The sequence below is a fragment of the Rhodococcus sp. 114MFTsu3.1 genome (assembly GCF_000383555.1).
Classification (GTDB): domain Bacteria; phylum Actinomycetota; class Actinomycetes; order Mycobacteriales; family Mycobacteriaceae; genus Rhodococcoides; species Rhodococcoides fascians_E.
Genome location: NZ_KB911551.1, coordinates 45080 through 67040, shown reverse-complemented (window position 1 = coordinate 67040; position 21961 = coordinate 45080). Strand labels below are relative to the sequence as shown.

21 protein-coding genes and 1 riboswitch are annotated in these 21961 nt (G+C 64.2%); of the genes, 9 read left to right on the top strand and 12 right to left on the bottom strand.

The window, feature by feature from the left end:
• Positions 1-17 precede the first annotated feature (17 nt).
• A complete protein-coding gene (locus tag H292_RS0115305; RefSeq protein WP_019665955.1) occupies positions 18-455 on the bottom strand; it encodes an SRPBCC family protein in 438 nt (145 codons plus the stop codon).
• A gap of 99 nt (positions 456-554) precedes the next feature.
• Positions 555-953, bottom strand: coding sequence for a hypothetical protein (locus tag H292_RS0115300; RefSeq protein WP_026347917.1), 399 nt, complete (start codon positions 951-953; stop codon positions 555-557).
• Between the two features lie 126 nt (positions 954-1079).
• Here H292_RS0115300 and H292_RS0115295 point away from each other — a divergent pair, with 126 nt between their 5' ends.
• Entirely contained in the window at positions 1080-2885 is a 1806-nt protein-coding gene (locus tag H292_RS0115295; protein ID WP_026347918.1) for an AMP-dependent synthetase/ligase, read from the top strand.
• 40 nt (positions 2886-2925) lie between these two features.
• On the opposite strand, the gene H292_RS0115290 is transcribed toward H292_RS0115295, so the two are convergent.
• The 5 genes from H292_RS0115290 to H292_RS0115270 all read right to left on the bottom strand — a co-directional run bounded on the left by H292_RS0115290 (position 2926) and on the right by H292_RS0115270 (position 7901).
• Entirely contained in the window at positions 2926-4050 is a 1125-nt protein-coding gene (locus H292_RS0115290) for a glycosyltransferase family 4 protein (protein WP_027498847.1), read from the bottom strand.
• Positions 4051-4064: 14 nt separating this feature from the next.
• Positions 4065-5381: a hypothetical protein gene (locus tag H292_RS0115285; RefSeq protein ID WP_019665959.1), complete on the bottom strand. Its 1317-nt coding sequence runs from the start codon at positions 5379-5381 to the stop codon at positions 4065-4067.
• Between the two features lie 8 nt (positions 5382-5389).
• The gene (locus H292_RS0115280; RefSeq protein ID WP_019665960.1) at positions 5390-6451 is read right to left on the bottom strand and encodes a C40 family peptidase; all 1062 of its coding nucleotides are present in this window, start codon (positions 6449-6451) and stop codon (positions 5390-5392) included.
• A gap of 309 nt (positions 6452-6760) precedes the next feature.
• A complete protein-coding gene (locus H292_RS0115275; RefSeq protein ID WP_020111964.1) occupies positions 6761-7294 on the bottom strand; it encodes a C40 family peptidase in 534 nt (177 codons plus the stop codon).
• 44 nt (positions 7295-7338) lie between these two features.
• A riboswitch (cyclic di-AMP (ydaO/yuaA leader) is annotated at positions 7339-7504 on the bottom strand.
• A 115-nt stretch (positions 7505-7619) separates the two neighbouring features.
• Positions 7620-7901, bottom strand: a complete 282-nt coding sequence (locus H292_RS0115270; RefSeq protein ID WP_019665962.1) for a hypothetical protein — start codon at positions 7899-7901, stop codon at positions 7620-7622.
• Between the two features lie 126 nt (positions 7902-8027).
• Here H292_RS0115270 and H292_RS0115265 point away from each other — a divergent pair, with 126 nt between their 5' ends.
• Together H292_RS0115265 and H292_RS0115260 are read left to right on the top strand one after the other, a co-directional pair.
• Positions 8028-9779, top strand: coding sequence for a DEDD exonuclease domain-containing protein (locus H292_RS0115265; protein WP_019665963.1), 1752 nt, complete (start codon positions 8028-8030; stop codon positions 9777-9779).
• Between the two features lie 10 nt (positions 9780-9789).
• Positions 9790-10065, top strand: coding sequence for an Lrp/AsnC family transcriptional regulator (locus H292_RS0115260; RefSeq protein WP_019665964.1), 276 nt, complete (start codon positions 9790-9792; stop codon positions 10063-10065).
• 22 nt (positions 10066-10087) lie between these two features.
• Here the strand turns inward: H292_RS0115260 and trpD are convergent, their stop codons facing one another.
• Positions 10088-11161: an anthranilate phosphoribosyltransferase gene (gene trpD, locus H292_RS0115255; protein WP_026347921.1), complete on the bottom strand. Its 1074-nt coding sequence runs from the start codon at positions 11159-11161 to the stop codon at positions 10088-10090.
• Positions 11162-11240: 79 nt separating this feature from the next.
• Complete coding sequence (locus H292_RS0115250) at positions 11241-11723, bottom strand: hypothetical protein (RefSeq protein WP_026347922.1); 483 nt, start codon at positions 11721-11723, stop codon at positions 11241-11243.
• Between the two features lie 151 nt (positions 11724-11874).
• Here H292_RS0115250 and ctaE point away from each other — a divergent pair, with 151 nt between their 5' ends.
• The 5 genes from ctaE (at position 11875) to H292_RS27895 (ending at position 16974) form a co-directional block, all read left to right on the top strand.
• A complete protein-coding gene (gene ctaE / locus H292_RS0115245; protein ID WP_026347923.1) occupies positions 11875-12486 on the top strand; it encodes an aa3-type cytochrome oxidase subunit III in 612 nt (203 codons plus the stop codon).
• 103 nt (positions 12487-12589) lie between these two features.
• Positions 12590-13432 (top strand): cytochrome bc1 complex diheme cytochrome c subunit, encoded by an 843-nt coding sequence (qcrC, locus tag H292_RS0115240; protein ID WP_019665968.1) that lies wholly within the window; start codon positions 12590-12592, stop codon positions 13430-13432.
• A complete protein-coding gene (gene qcrA, locus H292_RS0115235; protein ID WP_371828572.1) occupies positions 13429-14631 on the top strand; it encodes a cytochrome bc1 complex Rieske iron-sulfur subunit in 1203 nt (400 codons plus the stop codon). Before qcrC ends, qcrA begins: the two co-directional genes overlap by 4 nt.
• Positions 14628-16397, top strand: coding sequence for a cytochrome bc1 complex cytochrome b subunit (qcrB, locus tag H292_RS0115230; protein ID WP_020111963.1), 1770 nt, complete (start codon positions 14628-14630; stop codon positions 16395-16397). The genes qcrA and qcrB overlap by 4 nt, the downstream gene beginning before the upstream one ends.
• A gap of 310 nt (positions 16398-16707) precedes the next feature.
• Positions 16708-16974, top strand: coding sequence for a helix-turn-helix domain-containing protein (locus H292_RS27895; RefSeq protein ID WP_027498845.1), 267 nt, complete (start codon positions 16708-16710; stop codon positions 16972-16974).
• Between the two features lie 133 nt (positions 16975-17107).
• On the opposite strand, the gene H292_RS0115220 is transcribed toward H292_RS27895, so the two are convergent.
• Complete coding sequence (locus H292_RS0115220; RefSeq protein WP_019665972.1) at positions 17108-17524, bottom strand: cytochrome c oxidase subunit 4; 417 nt, start codon at positions 17522-17524, stop codon at positions 17108-17110.
• A gap of 18 nt (positions 17525-17542) precedes the next feature.
• Positions 17543-18619 (bottom strand): aa3-type cytochrome oxidase subunit II, encoded by a 1077-nt coding sequence (ctaC, locus tag H292_RS0115215; RefSeq protein ID WP_026347926.1) that lies wholly within the window; start codon positions 18617-18619, stop codon positions 17543-17545.
• 223 nt (positions 18620-18842) lie between these two features.
• Between ctaC and asnB the strand changes: the two genes are divergently transcribed.
• Positions 18843-20768 carry an asparagine synthase (glutamine-hydrolyzing) gene (gene asnB, locus H292_RS0115210; RefSeq protein WP_027498844.1) on the top strand — a complete coding sequence of 642 codons (1926 nt, stop codon included), beginning with the start codon at positions 18843-18845 and terminating at the stop codon, positions 20766-20768.
• 108 nt (positions 20769-20876) lie between these two features.
• Here the strand turns inward: asnB and H292_RS0115205 are convergent, their stop codons facing one another.
• Positions 20877-21851, bottom strand: coding sequence for a carbohydrate kinase family protein (locus H292_RS0115205; RefSeq protein WP_019665975.1), 975 nt, complete (start codon positions 21849-21851; stop codon positions 20877-20879).
• Positions 21852-21961: the final 110 nt, after the last annotated feature.

The window sequence follows — 21961 nt, the reverse complement described above, 5'->3', positions numbered from 1 at the left end:
ATCGGAACGGGCCTCGGTCAGCCTTCGACTCGCTTCTTCAGTTCTTTGAGTGCAGTGTCGGTGATGACCTTCTCTGCCTTCCGCTTGAACAGACCGATCATCGGAATGTTCAGGTCCACGGCGAGTTCGTACGTGACCTCGGTACCGCCGGCTGCGTTGTCCTTCAACGTGTACGAGCCGTTCTGCGATTTCTGCATCTCACCCGACACCAGTTCCCAGGACACGGACTTTCCATCCGCCGCCCACTGGTAACTCAGCTCGTAGGTGTCCTTGACCATGCCCGCGTCCAGTACGAACTTCACCCGCTCCGCGCGACCGTCGGATCCGGCCGCGACGACCTCGACGGACTTCGCCGCCGACACCCAGGACGGGTAGGCATCGAAGTCCGCGATCACGTCCATCACCTGCGCGGACGGAGCATCGACTGTGATCGACCTCTGAGTTCTCTCGGCCATCGTGGTTACTCGGTGTCCCTTCTGTTCTCACGCCGCACTTGTTCATGTCATCGGCAGGTACGTACGTCACCCGTGCCGGGAGCACTGCCGTCCTTCATCTCACACGATGGCAGGCGGGTCGCACAACGGCCGCTCACCTGCCGCGCGTCCCGCCTCGAGCTCCCGTTTCACTTCGAACGCCATTGCCTTGCCTGCTACCCGTCGTCGTCGATTCTCCGCGGCGAGGTCGATGGACGTCCGGACGGCCGGCTCCGCGTGCAGAAAGTAATGGAGTACGACGCCGTCGAGCTTCGGAACGGGCTCGAGCCAGACCTCCATCGTTCCCGTGAGGGCGCCTTCGACAGACCACCTGAAGCCTTTGTCGGCGCGATCGTCGGTGACGTCGACGCGGAGGTCCGGCCACCATCGGCGCCAACGCCTCGGATGCCCCAGCGACTCCGCCACGGCGGAACCCGGCGCAGCGACGAACGTCTGATCGGCTACTTGGACACTGCTCATGAGATGAGCTTCACACATCGGGACTTCAGCGCGCGCACGAGGCGGTCGAACCGGCCTCGCAACCGGGTCTACAGTGAGACGAATCCGACTACTCGTGAGTAGAGCTAACGTTCATTGGAGGTCACCGTGCGCGAGTTCACATCTCCCGCCGCTTTTGTCGTCGAAGAATCTGCGTCGGTCGTGGACACCGTGTTCGCTCGGGCAGCCTCCGAACCTCGGTCGGTCGCATTTCGCCGGTCCGTCGACGGTTCCTGGTCCGATGTCACCGCCGAGCAGTTCGCCACGGAAGTGAACGCCGTCGCGAAGGGCTTGATCGCCGCGGGAGTCGAACAGGGCGATCGCGTCGGGCTCATGTCGTCGACTCGGTACGAATGGACGGTCGTGGACTACGCGATCTGGGCCTCGGGCGGCGTCACGGTCCCGATCTACGAAACCTCGTCGGCGGGTCAGGTGGAATGGATCCTGTCCGACGCCCGACCTGTTCTGCTGATCCTCGAGACCGAGAAGCACGTCACCGACACAGCGGACGTGGTCGCCGCCGCAGAATCGGTTCGGACGACGTTCCGGATCGACGCAGGCAACGACGAGGACGGAGCCGTTGCTCGGTTGACCGAGCTCGGAGCAACCGTCGAGGACAACGCCGTACGCACGCGTGTCGACGCTCTGCGCTCCTCTGATCCAGCGACGCTCATCTACACCTCCGGCACCACCGGGCGACCCAAAGGTGTGCAGTTGACGCACGCGAACCTCGTCGCCGAGTCGCGTGGAATTCGCGAGACGTCGCTGAAGGAGTTGCTGCGTCCCGGCAGCCGGACGTTGATGTTCCTGCCGTTGGCGCACGTTCTCGCTCGCGCGGTCACGATCGCCGCGTTCGACGCCGGCACAGCCGTCGGACACACGAGCGACATCCCCAATCTCGTCGCGACGTTCGGTTCCTTCCGCCCGGACTTCATACTCTCGGTGCCCCGCGTGTTCGAGAAGGTCTACAACACTGCCAAGCAGAAAGCACACGCGGACGGCAAGGGCAAGGTCTTCGATGCAGCCGCGGACACTGCCGTGGCGTGGAGCGAAGCACAGGACACAGGCGCCGGTCTGGTTCTGAGGGTCAAGCACGCTGTGTTCGACAAACTCGTCTACTCGAAGTTGCGGGCCGCGCTGGGCGGACAGTGCCAACTCGCGATCTCCGGTGGCGCGCCGCTCGGTGCACGCCTCGGCCACTTCTACCGAGGTATCGGCATACCGATCTTCGAAGGCTACGGACTCACCGAGACCAGCGCAGCATTCGCGGTCAACACGATCGGCCACCAACGCGTCGGCAGCGTCGGACGACCGCTCCCCGGCAACACGGTCCGTATCGCCGAGGACGGTGAGATCCAACTCCGCGGCCCGGTGGTGTTCGACGGCTATTGGCGCAACGACGAGGCATCGGCCGAGTCCTTGGACGAAGGGTGGTTCCGCACAGGAGATCTGGGTTCGGTGGACGGCGACGGATACATCACGATCACCGGCCGCAAGAAGGAACTCATCGTCACAGCAGGCGGAAAGAACGTGTCGCCGGCAGGGCTCGAGGACCGGTTGCGCGCGCACCCACTCGTCAGTCAGGCCATCGTCGTCGGCGATCAGAAGCCGTTCATCGGCGCCCTCATCACGCTCGACGAGGACGCACTGTCGGGATGGAAGGACGCACACGGCAAGTCCGCCGACGCGAAGGCTGCGGATCTCGCGACCGACCCCGATCTCATCGCCGACCTCGATTCGGCTGTGGCGGACGCGAACACCACCGTCTCGCACGCCGAAGCGATCAAGAAGTACCGAGTACTCCCAGGCGATTTCACCGAGGACGCCGGTGAGATGACACCGACCATGAAGCTCAAGCGCAACGTCATCACGGCGTCGTACGCCAAGGACATCGAGGCCATCTACTCCAAGTGAACGTCGCCTGTGATGGAAGCCTGGACTTTCCCGGCTTCCATCACAGCAAGCGTCGAAGCTTCGCTGCCAATGCGTCCCACTGCCACTCGGCTCGGACCCAGGAGCGACCTGCGTTTCCCATCGACGTCGCGAGCGCTCGATCGGAGAGTATCCGTACGACGGCGTCGGTGATCGCATCGACCGACGTGCCGTCGACCACCAAGCCGGTCTTGCCTTCGAGGACGGTTTCCGGTGCGCCACCGGACATTCCGGCGACGACGGGGACTCCGGTCGCGGACGCTTCGAGGTAGACGATGCCGAGACCTTCGACGTCGAGACCGGCGCCTCGCGTCCGGCTGGGCATCGCGAACACGTCGGCGATCGTGTGATGAGCCGCCAGCTCGGCGGAAGGGACGGTCCCGGTGAAGATCACGTGCTCCTCGACACCGGCCTTGCGTGCCAACGTGCGCAGGGCTCCTTCGTAGGGACCGCCTCCGACGATCACCAGGACCGCGCCGTCCACCTTCGCCCGAATGCCCTCGATCGATCGGATCAGATAGTCCTGCCCCTTCCTCGGTACCAGCCGGGACAGGCACAGAACAGTCGGACGGTCTCCGAGTCCGTATCGAGCCCGCAGCTCGGCTCGCGCACCGGCGTCCGGTGCGAAACGGTCGGTGTCCACTCCGGACGGAACGTGTTCGAGGGCTGCACGTGGACCGAATGCCGCGGCGAATCTGCCTCGGGTGTATTTGCTGACGTAGGTCACCGTATCGACGGTGTTGCCGATGATGCGCAGGGTTCCCCGCCCACCGGGAACCATCGACCACCCCACCTCGTGACCGTGTGTACTAGCGACGACTGTCTCCGCTCCCGCGCGCCGCACCACCGGAGCCATCACCGCGAGCGGTGCCGCCGCGCCGAACCACACCGAATCACATCCGTGCGCCCGCACCAGCTGCGCCGCCCGCCGTGCCACCAACGGAGTGGGAAGCATCAGCGTTGTCGGGTGCCGAACCACCTCGAACGGCTGACGCTCGTCGAACTTCACATGGCTGTCTCCGCGCCACCGCGGCGCGTAGACCACCAGCTCGTCCGCAGGAAACCGTGTGGCAAAGCTGTGCAGGTAGGACTGGATGCCGCCCGGGCGTGGTGGAAAGTCGTTCGTCACCAGCAGAGTCCGAGGCATGTGTTCACCGTAGGTCAGCGGGACTGCTGGAGAACCCACGACCCCCACCGGCTCACGAACTCGTCCAAGCCTGTTCCCAGAGCGGAGGCGACGCCCGCCGCTGTCTCGACTGCAGTCTTGGGGCCGTCGGCGAGTTGCATGTACAACCGGCGCTGTGCCGGCTCGCCGAATTCCGCTGCCACGAAGGCGAAGACCGACCACGCGGACTCGTACGCGAGCGTGGTGCGCACTCCCCCCGCCGCGAAGTCGGAATCCTCCGGAAGCACCGTCGGTGGACCTCCCTGCATCACTACAGCACTCAAAGTCGGTGCGATACGGTCGAACTCGATATTCGATTCGCGGTAGCCCGAATAGTCGGCGAACCCCTCGAGGACCCACATGGGTGAGCCGTCGACGGTGTCGGATCTGGCCGCGACATGGGTGAGCTCGTGGCGCAGAACGGTTCGGGTCGTGACATCGGTGAGCCGAGCAGGGGCTGCGGGCCCGAACACGACTCGTTGCCCGGTCACCGGCCGGTCCTGGCGCACCGCATCCGAGACAGTCACGGCGGCGACGTCGGACTCCGCGGTGGCGTCTCCGGCCGATGCCGCGAATTCCGCTGCCGATCCGGAGGTGAAGATCAACGCCGACTGCGGCCAGTCGTCGCCGTAGAAACTCGTGACGGCATCGACGGCCGAGGGCAGCTCGGCAACGACCGCGTCGACGAGCGCGCTCTGGTCCGGATGGCCGAGCACGACGGAGGTACCACCCGCGGTGGCAACCGATCGGGCAATAACGGGCCCGAAGTCCCACGGCCCGCGCCACGTCGTCCGATCCGTTCCCGGCACCGGTGTGTCCGACACGATGCGCCACTCGTCACCACGCCGCGCCACCACCAGGGAAACCGGTCGCCGTGTCGATTCGGCGTCGGGTCCGGACACTGCGTAGCGCAGCACCACGGACGGCGCCCAGACGTCGGCGGCGTTCAGCGGCGACGCGATCGCCGAGGGAACCGGAACCTCCGGCTCGTCGACCAGTTCGTATCCCCAGTCCGAGAAGGGGACTGCGGACATGTCGTTCGCTCGACGGACCTGGGCCTGCAGAAACTCGGGATCCGCCGCGGGATCGACGACCTGCTCCAACGCGTCGACGTCGTTGGTGCGGAGTGCGTCCGCCCATTTCTGCAGCAGCGCCTCGACGCCGTTCCGCCGACCGTCCTCGTAAGGGTTCGAGACAGTCGTCGACTGCGGTGAGTTCGGCGGTGGAGTCGTGGTTGCTCCGGACGCGCAGGAACCGAGCACGACCACTGCACACAACGACGCGAACGCCGAACGAAGCGCCCGCGTTCGCACGACGAAGATCAGTAGCGACGTGCGCCGTAGTACGGGAACGACGCCATGGACTGCACCTTCACCGGGACGCCGAACGTCGAGGCGTGCAGAACGTTGCCGTTGCCCGCGTACAGGCCGACGTGAGACGCATCGGGGTAGAAGAGCACGACGTCTCCGGGCTGCAGGTCCTTCTGATCGACGGGAGCGCCGCCCGCGGCCTGAGCCTGACTGGACCGCGGCAGGGTCTTTCCCACCTGCTTGTAGGCCCACACGACCAAGCCCGAGCAGTCGAAGCCGTCCGGTCCGGTCGCGCCCCACACGTAGGGCTTACCGATCTGGGTGAGCCCAGCCTGCAGGGCACCGGAACCCGACCCGGGGATGAGGTTGGACAGAATCTTGGACAGATCGAACCCGGGCGGCAGAGGCGAACCCGCAAGCTCGGCCTGCTCCGCTCCGGACAGTGCGTTGAAGCTGGCGATGACCTCCGCCATCTGACTTTGGAGCTCGCTCTGCTTGGCCTGAAGATCGTCGCTGACGACCTTGGCCTGCTCCGCTGCTGCACGCGCAGCGTCGGCCGCGGCACGTGCTGCCTGATCCGCCGCCGCGGCATCGGCACTGGCCTGCTTGAACTGCTCCACCTGACGCGCCGTCTCGGCGGAGATCACGTCGAGTGCGGACATCTGATCGAGGAGCTGCTGTGGAGAGTCGCTGACCATCACGGCGAACAGGCGGTTGGTGCGGCCACCCTGGTAGTTGGCGTTGGCCACCTTGTCCACGGCCGGTTTCACCTGCGCCAGGGCCTCCTGGGCCCGATCCAGCTCGGCCTGGTGCGCACCTACAGCGGCTTCGGCGTCCTGCTGCACAGCCGTCTTCGCATCCAGGTCGATCTGGGCGTTGTGCAGAGCTTCCGTCGTCTGCTCGGACTCCCGGGACAGATCTGCGAGCCGCGTCTGGGCGTCGGACGCACTGTCGACACCCGGTTGCGCGCCGGCCACGGCTGTTGGGGAGACGACGAGGCAGGCCGCGAGAATGGCCGCCGCGAGAATGCCCTTCTTCGAGCGGGTGACGCGCTTGACAGTCGGTGTCGCCACGAAAGGTGACTCTCCGTTCTTGCAGTTCGTAGTCCAAAGGGGTGCGCCGAGATGAAACTTTCGGCGAAGAAACAAACCCTACCCATGAGTAGATGCCCGCGAGCGTGGAACGAGACCGAATTTTCGGACTTTTTCCGGAACTCGATCCTGCTCCATCGAGGTCGACGGTCTCGAACAGGTTACGGTTCGGCAGCCGACGAGTCCATTCGGCGACCTGCCAGGCTCCACGCACCGGTGCCTGACGAAAAACAGCACCAGGCGAGCCCGTGAGGCTCACTCCTGGTGCTGTCCTTACACACGATCATCGAATCAGTAGCGACGTGCTCCGTCGAACGGCATCGACGAGACGGGCGCGACCTTGACGGGGACACCCGACGTCGACGCATGGATGACGTTGCCGTTGCCCGCGTAGATTCCGGAGTGCGATCCGCCGTAGAAGGAGACGACATCGCCCGGCTGCAGGTCGGACTGCGACACGGGGGTGCCTGCCGCGGCCTGGTCGTAGCTGGTGCGCGGCAGACTGATGCCGGCCTGCTTGTACGCCCACTGAACGAGTCCGGAGCAGTCGAACGAGTCGGGGCCCGAAGCGCCGTAGACGTACGGCGATCCGATCTTCGACTCGGCGGCCTGAACTGCCTTGGCAGCCGGGGTGACCTGTGGTGCGAGCGGTGCGGGAGCCGCAGGCAGACCGGGGATCTCGGTCGGCAGCGGCGGAAGACCTGGGATTTCCGGAATCTCGAAGGTACCGACTCCGGGGATGGTGATGGGGGCCGCCATTGCGGGGGCTGCGGGCAGAACGACCGCACCGGCAGTGATCGCGCCGGCTACGAGGATTCGACGCAATTGGCGGGTTGAAGTATGTGACGCCACGAGAAAGGGTTGCTCCGTTTCTTCCACTCATCCGCCGACCGAGTTAGCTGACGGGTTCGGGCTGGGAAGATCAGCCCTACCCACCCGGACGCTGGTAGCGGCCGAAGCAGGATTCACCCCAATGGAAATCGGGTTCCCGGTACGGGCGCTCTCGCGAGCATCCCGATTAGGCGGTGACTTGCGACGCCGCTCCGGTTTGGATTGGCGAGACTCCGCAAGGTCTCAGGAAGATTACGAAACGGCATACCCCTGTGTCGACCCCAACTCGCCGAAGCGACCCGAAGAAGTCGATTCGACCCTAGATCGCGCGTCGATCCCCGCTTGTGTCACGAGCCGGTAACGAACCCCCGGAAGGGTCCTGTTCCGGGCCGACGACGAGACGTAGTTTCGGCACGAGACCACTCTCGGCAAGAACATCCATGGCCCCCAGTTCTTCCTGGTCGAGCGCTATCCGAGGGCGCGGAATCCCGACGTCCACCGGACGCCCCTCGGCCGTACCGGGCGGTCCGAGCAACACCGTCACGACACAGTCTGCGCACGCGATGTCACGGACCTTGCAATCACTGCAATCGATGATCATGTGATCTCCATCTCTTTCCCGTTTGGTCGACCCTTCACGGCGAAACCTAGCGATCCACTCCGACACGTTCAGCGTCCCGAGCAAGATCGGCATTGCTGTCGGTGCCTGTCGCTACCGTCTGCACTCGTGAGCGTCCCGATTCAGCTGAGCTTCGACGAGCTCGACACTCCGTTGCACGACACGACGTTCGTCGTAGTCGACCTGGAGACCACAGGTGGCAGCCCGGACACCGAAGCGATCACCGAGATCGGGGCGGTGAAGATTCGGGGCGGCGAGGTCATCGCCGAGTTCGCGACGCTGGTGGACCCGGGCCGATCCATTCCGCCGTACATCGTCGAGCTCACCGGGATCACCACTGCCATGCTGATCGGCGCCCCTCGGATCGACCGAGTGCTGCCCAGCTTTCTCGAGTTCGCCCGCGGCTCGGTCCTCGTCGCACACAACGCCCGCTTCGACACTGCTTTCCTCAGGGCGGCCGCGTCACGGCTGGACATCGCCTGGCCCAAGTTCCAGGTGCTCTGCACGGTCAAACTCGCCCGACGAGTACTCACCCGCGACGAGGCACCCTCTGTGAAACTGTCGGCACTGTCCTCGCTCTTCCAGGTCAGCACCGTACCCACCCACCGCGCCCTCGACGATGCACGAGCAACGGTCGACGTACTGCACGCTTTGATCGAGCGAGTGGGCAATCAGGGTGTCCACAGCTACGCGGAACTCGTCGACTACCTGCCTGCTGTGTCGGCCGGGCAGAGAGCCAAACGCTCACTCGCCTCTCACCTACCCCGTACCCCGGGCGTCTATCTCTTCAAGGGACCGGGCAACGAGGTGCTGTACGTCGGCACGTCGAACAATCTGCAGCGGCGCGTGCGCAATTACTTCACCGGGTCCGAGACGCGTGGCCGCATGAAGGAAATGGTGGGCCTCGCCGTCGGCGTCGACCACGTCGAATGCGCCCATGCCCTCGAAGCCGGAGTGCGCGAGCTTCGACTTCTGTGCGCCCACATCCCCCCGTACAACCGCCGCTCCAAGTTCCCCAAGAAGGGTTGGTGGATCACGACGACCACGGAGGCGTTTCCACGCCTCTCCGTCGTCCGCTCACCGACGGAGAACTCGATCGGCCCCTTCGGCGCCCGCGGTGATGCCGCCGACGCCGCTGCGCTCGTCTCCGAGGTACTCGGTATCCGTACCTGCACTCGCCGCATCCCCCGCACCTCCCTGCACGCGTGTCCGGGCGAAGCTGTCGGCGGGTGCGCCGCGGGTGGCCCCACGCCACTCACGCCCGACGAGTACGCAATCTTGCCGGGCCGGTTCGTCGAGCTCGCACACGGACGCGACGACTGTGCGCTTCAGGCCGCCCGGGATCGAATCTCCGCGCTGTCCGATGCCGAGCTGTTCGAGTCCGCAGCCAGGCTTCGAGACAGGCTCGCTTCGCTTGCAGACGTTCTACGCCGGATGCACCGGCTCGCAGCCATCGCGGCGATCGCCGAGCTGATCGTCGCCCGACGTGCGCCGGACGGTGGGTGGGAACTGGCCGTGGTCCGCCACGGCCGCCTCGCTGCATCGGCCGTCACCGCGCGCCGAGTGCACCCGATGCCCGTCGTGGAAGCGATCGTGGCAGCCGCGGAAACCGTCGTGCCGGACTCCACGCCCTTTCGAGGCGCATCACCGGAGGAAGTAGCCCTCGTCGGCCGCTGGCTCGAATCCGACGGCGTCAGGATCGTCCGGACCACCGACGGATACGCAGAGCCCGTTCACGGAGCCGGAGGGTGGCGGCAGTGGTGCACCACCGCTCGCACCGTGTCCAGGCACGAACGCGCGATGGCCGTCACACCGGTGGAGGACACCGGCGTCGGCGCCCACCTTCGTGCGGCGCTCTAAACTCGGCAGCATGATCAACGCAATCGTCATGATCGATGCCGAGTCGCACGCCATCCCGGAGACCGCACAGGCGGTCGCGGACGTCGACGGCGTCACCGAGGTCTACTCGTGTGCAGGGGACGTGGACCTCATCGCGATCGTCAAGGTCAGGGACCACGCACAGATCGCCGACGTGATCACGCAGCACATCAACAAGGTGCCCGGTGTCGTGAACACCGCCACCCACATCGCGTTCCAGTCCTATTCCAGCGCGGACATAGAAGCGGGCTTCTCCATAGGCGAGTAGTCGGCGGGGCGCAGCGACCCCGTCAATCGAGTTCGTTGGACCGTGCGATCCATCGATCGAGCAGGCTTGCGGTTCCTCCGGAATCGACGGCGGCAGCAGCACGTTCGACACCACGCTTCAGCAGACCGGTCAAGTCGTCGGCGACGATCCCGGACGTTATCCCGTCGTGCGCCGTCAGTGCCGCAGCGGCGTTCAGCAGGACTGCGTCGCGCACCGCACCATGCTTGCCGGCGAACACCTCCCGAGCCACCTGCGCGTTGAAGGCAGCGTCGCCTCCGCGGAGCGCGTCGATGTCGACGAGATCGAACCCGAAGTCCCTCGGGTCGATCCTGGCCACCGTCACGTCGCCACCCGACACGATGTGCACTGTCGTCGTCGTGGACAGCGTTATCTCGTCGAGGCCGTCGTCACCACGGACGACCAATGCGCTGGTGCCACGACCGGCGAACACCCGGGCCACGACGGGAAGCAACGAGTCGAACGCACAGCCGATCAGACCCGCCCGCGGCCGCCCCGGGTTGGTCAGGGGACCGAGCACGTTGAAGACCGTCGGGATGCCGATCTCCTTCCGCGGAGGGCCCGCGAAACGCAGCGCCGGATGGTAGACAGGCGCGAAACAGAACCCGATTCCCACGTCTCGGACCGTGGTCGCGACACCGTCCGCTCCGAGCCCGAACTTCACTCCGAGGGCCTCGAGCACATCCGTCGTCCCACTTCGCGAAGACGCAGCACGGTTGCCGTGTTTGACTACCGGAGCTCCGGCCGACGCCACGACGAGGGCGGCCATCGTCGAGATGTTGACCGTGTCGGCGCCGTCGCCACCCGTACCGACGACGTCGACGGCATTCGGTTCGCTGTCGACCAAGGTCGCATGGCCCAGCATCGAGTTCGCCAGTCCGCTCACTTCCTCCGGAGTCGGACCCTTCATCTTCAGAGCGACACCGAAGGCCGCGATCTGAGCGGCAGTGGCGTTGTCGGACATGATCTCGTCCATCGCCCAGGCCGTGTCGTCGGCGGAGAGATCGACGTTCGACGTCAGCGCACCGAGTACGGCCTTCCAGGTCCTGCTCGGCACACCGTTGCTCGCATCTGTCATCGACTACTCCCCATACCTTCCTCGGCCGTTCCAGAGCTCGACGCCCTCGATCGGCAGTCCGCGACGTGCGACCGAAAGCCTAGTCAGCACCGGACGGAGACGCCCCTCCAGGTTGCAGCGCATCCCACCCCTCGACCACACCACCTCGCCGCTGCGCGAGACCGGCCATTCGCGAGCGTTCCTGTGAGCAGTGCAACGCGTCGATCACCTGCACCCGCTGCAGCGTCAGGCCGACACCGCCCTCGACACTCGGGCGGTAACCGATGGTCGGAATCTCCGGGCGCGGGCGCGGATCCATCACCGGCTCGTACCCGTCCTGCGCGGCGACGGCCGTCGCGTCCTCGATCTGGTCCGGCGGCAACACCAGGTGATGACGGAACACCGCCTCCGCTGTGTCGACCCATCCCGCAGCCGCTCCGCGACCGAGCGCCGTCGAACACGATTCGGCGTCGTCGAAGGAAAATGCCACTACCACCAAATCGTCCCTGGCGGGGTCGAGAGGAACAGTCTTCGCCCCTCCGAACAACCGCCGGAACCATGATGCGCCACCGTTCGTTGCCATGAGGCGAGCCTTGCACGACAACCTATGCGCAGCGTGGTCGATGCCCTTGACCTGGCCATACGCGGGAGCCGGCAATCACCCCTGCGTCGGCGACGCGCCAAGACCGGACCCGAGTATGCCTCCGGTACTACGAGCAGTCATACTTCTTTCTGTGACGAGCGCTGTAGGGACTCAAGGATCGGCAATCACCCAACGCGTGCACTCGCTGAACCGTCCCAATATGGTCAGCGTCGGCACCATCGTGTGGCTGTCGAGCGAACTCATGTTCTTCGCTGGACTTTTTGCGATGTACTTCGTCGCGAGGGCGCAGGCAAACGGAAACTGGCCACCGGAACCGACCGAGCTCAACCTCGCGCTCGCCGTTCCGGTCACCGCCGTGTTGATCGCGTCGTCGTTCACCTGCCAGCTCGGGGTCTTCGCCGCCGAGCGCGGTGACGTCTTCGGACTGCGACGCTGGTACGTCATCACCCTGGCGATGGGCATCTTCTTCGTGGCCGGACAGGGCTACGAGTACTACCACATGGTTCACGAAGGCACGACGCTCTCCTCGAGCGTCTACGGATCGGTCTTCTACATCACGACCGGATTCCACGGACTGCACGTCATCGGCGGTCTGATCGCATTCGTCTTCCTCATCACTCGAACGCTTGTCAGTAAGTTCACGCCGGCACAGGCCACCGCCGCGATCGTCGTGTCCTACTACTGGCACTTCGTCGACATCGTGTGGATCGCGTTGTTCGCCACCATTTACTTCATCCGCTAGTAGACATAAAGCAGATCAAGTGTTTTCACTTCGCCAACCGCAGCGAACGACCTGTATCAGCCCCAGGCCGTTCGGTCCGTCCCGACACGACAAGGGATAGAAGATGAGTTCATCTCCCCCAGCAGCATCCGATGCCGCAGCCAAGAACAGGCGCAAGCGCAAGACTCGTCGCCGTGTGACCGGTGCGCTCGTGCTGATGATGGGACTCCTGAGTGCAGGATTTCTCGCATCGGCTCTGACCCCCACCCCGCAGGTCGCGACGGCCGATCAGGATTCGGCCGCTCTGATCCGCGAAGGCAAGCAGTTGTACGACACCTCGTGCGTCACGTGCCACGGCGTCAACCTGCAGGGTGTGCAGGACCGCGGCCCGAGCCTCATCGGCGTCGGCGAAGCTGCCGTCTACTTCCAGGTCTCCTCGGGACGTATGCCTGCCGTACGTAACGAAGCTCAGGCGATCCGTAAGCCACCGAAGTTCGACGACAAGCAGATCGACGCTCTCGGCGCGTACATCCAGGAGAACGGTGGAGGCCCCACGGTCATCCGCGACAGCAACGGCGAAATCGCGCAGTCCTCGCTCGCCAGCGGCGACGTCGCTCGCGGTAGCGAACTGTTCCGCTTGAACTGTGCGTCGTGCCACAACTTCACCGGTGAGGGCGGCGCACTGTCCTCCGGTAAGTTCGCTCCCCCGCTCGGACCTGCATCGGAGCAGGAGATCTACGCGGCCATGATCAGCGGCCCACAGAACATGCCGAAATTCTCCGACCGTCAGCTGACGCAGGAAGAGAAGATCGACATCATCTCCTACGTGAAGTCCGCTCAGGAGACCAAGGCTCCCGGTGGATGGGGACTCGGCGGCTTCGGACCCGGTACGGAAATGATTGCTATCTGGGTTGTCGGAATCGCTGCCGTCGTCGGCGCGACGATGTGGATCGGATCACGGTCATGAGCGAAGCCGATCCCGAACGCACAAGCCATGGCCACGATGACAGCGCGAAGGTCGACAAGGTGGATCTGAACAAGAAGTACACCGACGAGGAACTCGCCGGTATGACACGTGAGCAGTTGGTCGAACTCGGCACCAACCTCGACCACGTGGACGTCGCGTACCGCCGCGACCGTTGGGCTGTGAAGGGCACCCGCGCAGAGAAGCGGGCCGAGCGCAGCGTTGCTGCCTGGTTCACTCTCGCCGGCGTGTCCGCGGTCGCGTTCATCGCGATCTACCTGTTCTGGCCCTGGCAGTACGCCGGCATGGGCGAAGAGAACTACGGCGCCTACTCGCTGTACACCCCGTTGATCGGCCTCACCATGGGTCTGGCGATCCTCGGTGTCGGCGTCGGCGCAGTCCAGTTCACCAAGAAGTTCATCCCCGAAGAGGTGTCCATCCAGGACCGCCACGACGGTGGTTCGTCCGAGGTCGACCGCAAGACCGTCGTCGCCGAACTCGGCGATTCGCTGGAGACGTCGACGATCGGTCGTCGCAAGGTCATCAAGCGTTCACTGTTCTTCGGCGGTGGCGCACTCGGAATCATGGCGCTGATGCCGCTCGGTGGCCTGATCAAGAATCCGTGGGCCGAAGGTGACAAGTCTCCGCTCTGGGTGTCCGGCTGGACGCCGCGCTACCCTGGAGAGACGATCTATCTCAGGCGCGATACCGGACGGCCACACGACGTCGTTCTGGTCCGCCCCGAGGATATGGATGCCGGAGCCATGGAGACTGTGTTCCCGTTCCGCGAGGCCGATCGCGACGACGACCACGCGCTTCTCATGTCGCTGCGTGGAATTCGTAACTCGGTGATGCTCATTCGTCTTCGTACCGAGGACGCGGAGACGGCCATCAAGCGCAAGGGCCAGGAAAGCTTCAACTACGGCGATTACTTCGCCTACTCCAAGATTTGCACGCATTTGGGTTGCCCGACTTCGTTGTTCGAGCAGCAGACGAACCGCATCCTGTGCCCGTGCCACCAGTCGCAGTTCAACGCGCTGGAATACGGCAAGCCGATCTTCGGCCCTGCCGCTCGCGCATTGCCACAGCTGCCGATCACCGTGAACGAAGAAGGCTTCCTCGTTGCCAACGGGGACTTCATAGAAGCCCTCGGACCTGCCTTCTGGGAGCGTCCGAACCGCGAAGCGGAGAGTGAATCATGAGTCCTTCACTGCAGACACTCGCAGCGAAGCAGGCGAACGACGTAGACAGTCGGTACCACCTCGCACCGGGTCTGCGCCGTCAGATCAACAAGGTGTTCCCGACGCACTGGTCGTTCCTTCTCGGCGAGATCGCGCTGTACAGCTTCATCATCCTGTTGCTGTCCGGTGTCTTCCTGACGCTGTTCTTCGACCCCTCGCTCAGCGAGGTCGAGTACAACGGCATCTACGAACCACTGCGCGGTGTGACCATGTCTCGGGCGTACGCCACGACACTGGACATCTCGTTCGAGGTCCGCGGTGGTCTGTTCATGCGGCAGATCCACCACTGGGCAGCGCTGATGTTCGCCGCGTCGATCATCGTCCACATGATGCGCATCTTCTTCACCGGTGCGTTCCGTCGCCCCCGTGAGGCCAACTGGGTCATCGGCTGCCTGCTGCTGATCCTCGCGATGTTCGAAGGCTTCTTCGGATACTCCCTCCCCGACGACCTGCTCTCCGGCACCGGCCTCCGCGCCGCGTTCTCCGGCATCACGATGAGCGTCCCGATCGTCGGAACGTGGCTGCACTGGCTGATCTTCGACGGCGACTTCCCCGGCACGATCATCATCCCGCGCTTGTACGTCGCCCACGTTCTATTGCTGCCCGCCATCATCCTCGCGCTGATCGCGGCTCACCTGGCACTCGTCTGGTACCAGAAGCACACGCAGTTCCCCGGACCCGGCCGCACCGAGAAGAACGTCGTCGGCGTTCGCATTCTCCCGGTCTTCGCCGTCAAGTCCGGTGCGTTCTTCGCAGTCACGTTCGGTGTACTCGCACTCATGGGCGGTCTGCTGCAGATCAACCCGGTCTGGAACCTCGGCCCGTACAACCCGGCTCAGGTATCCGCCGGCTCGCAGCCCGACTTCTACATGATGTGGACGGACGGACTGGCCCGACTGTGGCCGGCATGGGACATCTACATCGCCAACCGCTACACGATCCCCGCAGTGTTCGCAGTCGCCCTGATCATGGGCCTCGTCTTCACCGTGATGATCGCGTACCCGTGGATCGAGAAGCGCCTCACCGGAGACACTGCTCATCACAACCTGCTGCAGCGTCCCCGCGACGTACCGGTCCGTACCGCGATCGGTGCCATGGCTCTGGCGTTCTACGTGGTGGCAACGCTCTCCTGCATCAACGACATCATTGCGTACAAGCTCGACATCTCCCTGAACGCAATGACGTGGATCGGCCGTATCGGCATACTGGTGTTGCCGCCCATCGCCTACTTCGTGGCCTACCGCTTCTGCATCGGCTTGCAGCGCAGTGACCGCGCAGTACTCGACCACGGAATAGAGACCGGCATCATCAAGCGTCTCCCCCACGGTCAGTACGTGGAGGTGCACCAGCCGCTCGGACCTGTCGACGACCACGGACACCCCATCGCTCTGCCTTACCAGGGCGCAGCTGTCCCGAAGAAGATGAGCAAGCTCGGCTCGGCCGGCAAGCCCGGATCCGGATCGCTCTTCCGTCCCGACCCTGTCTCCGAAAGCAAGGCACTCGAGGAAGCACTGCACCACGGCGAACTCGAGCAGCTGAAAATGCTGAAGGACTACCAGACGTCGCTGTACGGCAACGGTTCCAACGGCAACGGCAACGGCCACAACGGCAACGGCCACAACGGCAACGGGGCCAACGGTCACAACGGCAACGGCTCGAACGGCCACGCTTCGAACGGCAACGGTGATCACTCACCCGCACGCCAGGAAAGCGACAGCGAGCACTAGCTACACGCAGAACCACAACGAGGGCGGCACCGATCCGGTGCCGCCCTCGTCGTATGTCGTACCCCCTCCCCTCCCCCACCCTCCTGCATCCGGCACCCTTCACCCGTCTGCCTCCCGGCTCCCTCGCGGACCGAACGTGGCGTTCGGTCACTCCAAGTGACTGAACGTGACGTTCGGTCACCTCGGAAAGTCCACCTGTAGGACCGAATGTGGCGTTCGGTCACTCCAAGTGACTGAACGTGACGTTCGGTGCGGCTACCCAGCGAGGCGGAGGTCTTGGACGGCGTGGGCCGGTATTACTATTGGTGACATGGTTCGTATTCCGTTGTCCCCCGAGGAGCTGTCGAGAGGTCTTCGCTTGGGTGAGTTGCTTCGCTCTACTCGCGGGCCGAGGACGATGACGGATGTTGCGGCGCAGGCGGGGATTTCGGTGGAGACGTTGCGCAAGATCGAGACGGGCCGGATTCCGACGCCTGCGTTCTTCACTGTTGCGGCTCTGTGCCGGACGCTGGGCTTGTCGCTCGATCAGGTTGCGGCCACCCTTGCCGACGCCGATCGTCAGGCCGACGCGTCCTGAGGGACTCACTGGACCCACCGTGCGGAGTCCGTCGGGCAAAGACTGTTACGTGGCCGCTGTACGACACGCAGAAACGACTGACGCCGACCCCCAATCGGGAGTCGGCGTCAGTCGTCGTGTGAGCTGTGTGAGTTCAGTGCTTCTCTGGTCCGAGGTGGTACTCGAACACCAGTCCGGCGGCTGCCGACAGGACGAGCACGACACCGAAGGCGATGAGCCACCAGAGGAAGAACGCGAATCCGATGGCGGTGACCGATGCGGCGCCGGCGAGCAGGATCGGCCAGAAGCTTCCGGGGCTGAAGAAGCCCAGATCGCCTGCGCCGTCGCTGATCTCTGCATCGTCGAAGTCTTCGGGACGAGTGTCGAGACGACGGGCGACGAATCGGAAGTACGTTCCGATGATGAGTGTCAGACCGACCGACAGTGCGATGGCCGTGACACCTGCCCATTCGACGCCGGTCCGTGAGAATCCGGTGAAGAGGGCGTACACGATCCCGACGAGAAGAAAGAAGACAGTCAGGATCTCGAAGATCTTGGCTTCGATTTTCATTTCAGCATTCTTCCTGGGTCAGTTGCCTTCGGCGACGGATTCGGACTTCTGCGAGCGGTCCGTGGTGAACGGGATGGTGCTGGTGGCGATCGGGGACTGGCCGATTGCTTCCAGCGCCTGAGCGTTGGTGAGGCCTTCTCCGCCGTCGGATTCGGGCTTGCGAAGCTCGATGTATTCCTGGAAGTCGTCCGGGGATACTGCGCGCACCTCGAAGTTCATCATGGCGTGGAATGTGCCGCACATTTCGGTGCAGCGGCCGACGAAGGCGCCTTCGCGTTCGATCTCGGAGATCTGGAAGACGTTGTCCGAGTGGTTTTCCTTCGGGTTCGGGAGGACGTCTCGCTTGAAGAGGAACTCGGGAACCCAGAAACCGTGGATGACGTCCGAGGAGGCAAGAACGAACTCGATGCGCTTACCGGTCGGGAGGACCAGAACCGGAATCTCGTTGCTGGTGCCGACGGTCTCGATCTTGTTGTAGTGCAGGTAGGACAGATCCTGCGGGCTTGCACCGTGGATTGCGCCGGGAACGAATTCGCCGTCCTCGCTACCTTCGGCACCCTCACCTGGATCGGCGGCGGCTTCGGCTGCAGCCTGCGCTTCGAGGTCGGTGCCGTCGTACTTGACGACGCCGTCCTTCAGGTCCACCGTCTGGTAGCCGAACTTCCAGTTCCACTGGTACGCCGTCACGTCGACGGTCACATCCGGATTCGGTTCCTTCTCGTCGACGTAGTTCTGCACGACGACGGTGAAGTAGAACAGCACCGCGATGATGACGAAGGGAACTGCGGTGTAGAACAGCTCCAAGGGCACGTTGTATGCCGTCTGACGCGGGAACTCGGGCGAGTCCTTCTTCTTGCGGTGGAAGATGACCACCCAGAAGATCAGGGCCCACACGATGATGCCCATGATCAGGGCTGCCACCACGGACCAGGTCCACAATTCTCGAATCGACTTGCCCTGGGGAGTAATGCCCGACGGAAAGCCGAAGCGCAGAACATCGTTGTCGATGGAACAACCCGACAACAGCAACGCGGCCAAGCCGAGAAATACTGTTAGCCCAGCTCGCCGAAGGATCCGACTCTGCGCCACGTTCACGCCTTCCTGATCGCTCACCACTGAAGAATGAGGGCTTCCACATGCGGATGCCCTAGTACTACGCAGCGTAGACCAAAGCCGTCGCATCACCACTCTTGGGTCGCCCGCGTTGCGCGTACCGTGTCTGCGGCATACTCGAGGTTTCCGTGCCGCCTGGGGCGTCAGGATGCTGACGCCGTGGCAGCGGACCAATCCCCAACTGCGAAACGAGGTAGCAGACGCTGTGTGTGGACTACTCGGTGTACTGACGTCGACCGGCACCGATGCTGCGGGAGTCGACCTCGTGTCCTCCGCCATGCACTGCATGCGCCACCGCGGACCGGACGAACCGGGCACCTGGCACGACGACGACATCATCTATGGATTCAATCGTCTGTCGATCATCGACATCGCTCATTCACATCAGCCGCTTCGGTGGGGGCCGCCCGAGAACCCGACGCGTTACGCACTGACGTTCAACGGCGAAATCTACAACTACCTCGAACTGCGGGAGGAACTCTCTCGCGATCACGGCGCCGAGTTCTTCACCGAGGGCGACGGCGAGTCCATCGTGGCGGCTTTCCACTACTGGGGTCCGACGGCTGTGCGACGGCTGCGTGGCATGTTCGGGTTCGCCATCTGGGACACGGAAACGCGCGAGCTGTTTCTGGCGCGTGACCCGTTCGGTATCAAGCCGCTGTTCATGGCGACCGGTCCGGGCGGCACCGCGTTCGGCAGCGAGAAGAAGAGCTTGCTGGAGCTGACGGACCTGGTGGGTATCGGCACTGACCTCGACGCGAGAGCAACCGAGCACTACACGGTGTTGCAGTACGTACCCGAGCCGGAGACGCTGCATCGTGAGATCCGACGCCTCGAGTCCGGTTGCTACGCGACCCTCTCCCCCGGTGGGACTCCGGTGGTCACTCGGTACTTCACGCCGAAGTTCCCGGTGAAGCCGTTCGCGGCGGGTTCCGAGGCGGCTCGCTACAAGGAGATCGCCGAGGCGCTGGAGGATTCGGTCGCCAAGCACATGCGGGCCGATGTCACCGTCGGATCGTTCCTGTCGGGCGGCATCGACTCGACCGCCATCGCGGCTCTGGCGATGCGCCACAATCCGAACCTGATCACGTTCACCACCGGCTTCGAGCGTGAGGGCTACTCGGAGGTCGATGTGGCCGCGGAGTCGGCCGCCGCGATCGGGGCTCGGCATGTCGTCAAGGTCGTCGGCCCCGAGGAGTTCGCAGCGTCGATTCCGGAGATCGTCTGGTACCTCGACGATCCGGTCGCGGATCCGGCTCTGGTGCCGCTCTACTTCGTGGCGAAGGAAGCACGCAAACACGTCAAAGTCGTGTTGTCGGGTGAAGGCGCCGACGAGCTTTTCGGTGGCTACACCATCTATCGGGAGCCGCTGTCGCTCAAACCTTTCGAGTACCTGCCGAGGGGTCTGCGTCGCGCGGCGGGCGCTCTGAGCGAGAGGATTCCCGACGGTACGCGGGGTAAAAGTTTGCTGCACCGCGGATCCATGTCGCTCGAGGAGCGCTATTACGGGAATGCGCGGAGTTTCGGGGACGCTCAGCTCAGGGCGGTACTGCGCGATTTCCGTCCGGAGTGGACGCACACGGACGTGACGGCGCCGATCTATGCACAGTCGCAGGGCTGGGATCCGGTGGCGAGAATGCAGCACCTCGATCTGTTCACGTGGTTGCGCGGCGACATTCTGGTCAAGGCAGACAAGATCACCATGGCGAATTCCCTCGAACTGCGTGTCCCGTTCCTCGACAACGAGGTGTTCGCGGTCGCCGAGAAGCTGCCGTTGGAGCAGAAGATCACGAAGGACACCACCAAGTACGCCCTGCGGCAGGCGCTCGAAGGAATCGTGCCCGGCCATGTTCTGCATCGCGCGAAACTGGGCTTCCCGGTCCCTCTTCGGCACTGGCTACGCGGAACCGAATTGTTCGATTGGGCGCACGAGCAGATCGCCGCGTCGGAGACCGATCACATCCTCAACAAGGCGGCCATCACCGCGATGCTGAACGAGCACCGCGACGGCAAGTCCGATCACAGCCGACGGCTGTGGACCGTGTTGATCTTCATGGTGTGGCACGGGATCTTCGTGGAGAAGCGGATCGTCCCGGAGATCGCGGAGCCGACATACCCGGTGGACCTCTGACGGCGCACAGGCTGGTCTGAATCTCTACCTGAACTTCGATGGCCCGCACGCAACGATTTCGACTGTTGCGTGCGGGCCATCGACGTGAGGTCTGCGATACCGAGCGACCTACGACGGCAGGAGTGCGCCGATCTCCTCGGCCGCGACGGAGCCGTAGGCCGCGCCGAGACGTTTCAGTGCGTCGTCGCGCACGAAGGTCCATTCCTGAGTACCGGTGGTCTCGAGCACGAGGACCGCGACGAGCGAGCCGAGTTGGGCGGCGCGCTCGACCGTCGCACCGGCGCGGTGCGCGAGCAGGAATCCAGCGCGGAATCCGTCACCGACGCCGGTCGGGTCGACCTTGCTTGTTTCCGGTACGACCTCGACATGCGTCCTCGTACCGTCGGCGGCGACGATCTCCACACCGGATTTGCCGAGCGTGGTGACTCGCAGTCCGACCTTCGCGGCGATTTCCGCCTCGGACAGTCCGGTCTTCTGACGCAGCAGTCCCCACTCGTATTCGTTCGTGAACAAGTAGGTCGCGCCGTCGACGAGGGCAATTGCCTGCTCGCCGGTCAGTCGCGCCAGCTGCTGCGACGGATCGGCTGCGAACGGAATTCCGCTCGCGCGGCATTGGTCGGTGTGCGCGATCATCGCGTCGGGATCGTTGGCACCGATGAGAACGAGTTCGATGGGACTCGAGGACACCAATCCGTCGATCGTGATGTCACGAGCTTCGCTCATCGCACCGGGGTAGAACGAGGCGATCTGAGCCATGTCCTCGTCGGTCGTGCACACGAATCGAGCGGTGTGCGCGGACTCCGAGACTCGCACGCCCCCGCAGTCGACGCCGTTGGCTTCCAACCACGCGCGGTACTCGCCGAAGTCCGGTCCGACGGCTCCCACGAGAAGCGGTGATCCGCCGAGGACACCGAGTGCGTATGCGATGTTCCCGCCGACTCCGCCTTTGCGGATCACCAGATCGTCGACGAGGAAGCTGAGCGAGATGTTCGACAGCTGATCGGCAACGATCTGCTCGGCGAACTTGCCCGGAAATCGCATGAGGTGATCGGTGGCTATCGATCCCGATACCGCGAGTGTCACGTGGGTGGGCCTTTCGGTTGGCGAGACGGGCTATGTGAGTGGAAATGTGCCCCCTGGGCTACATTTCCACTCACGTGGCGATTGGGTGTGAACAGACCTCTGACCGGTAC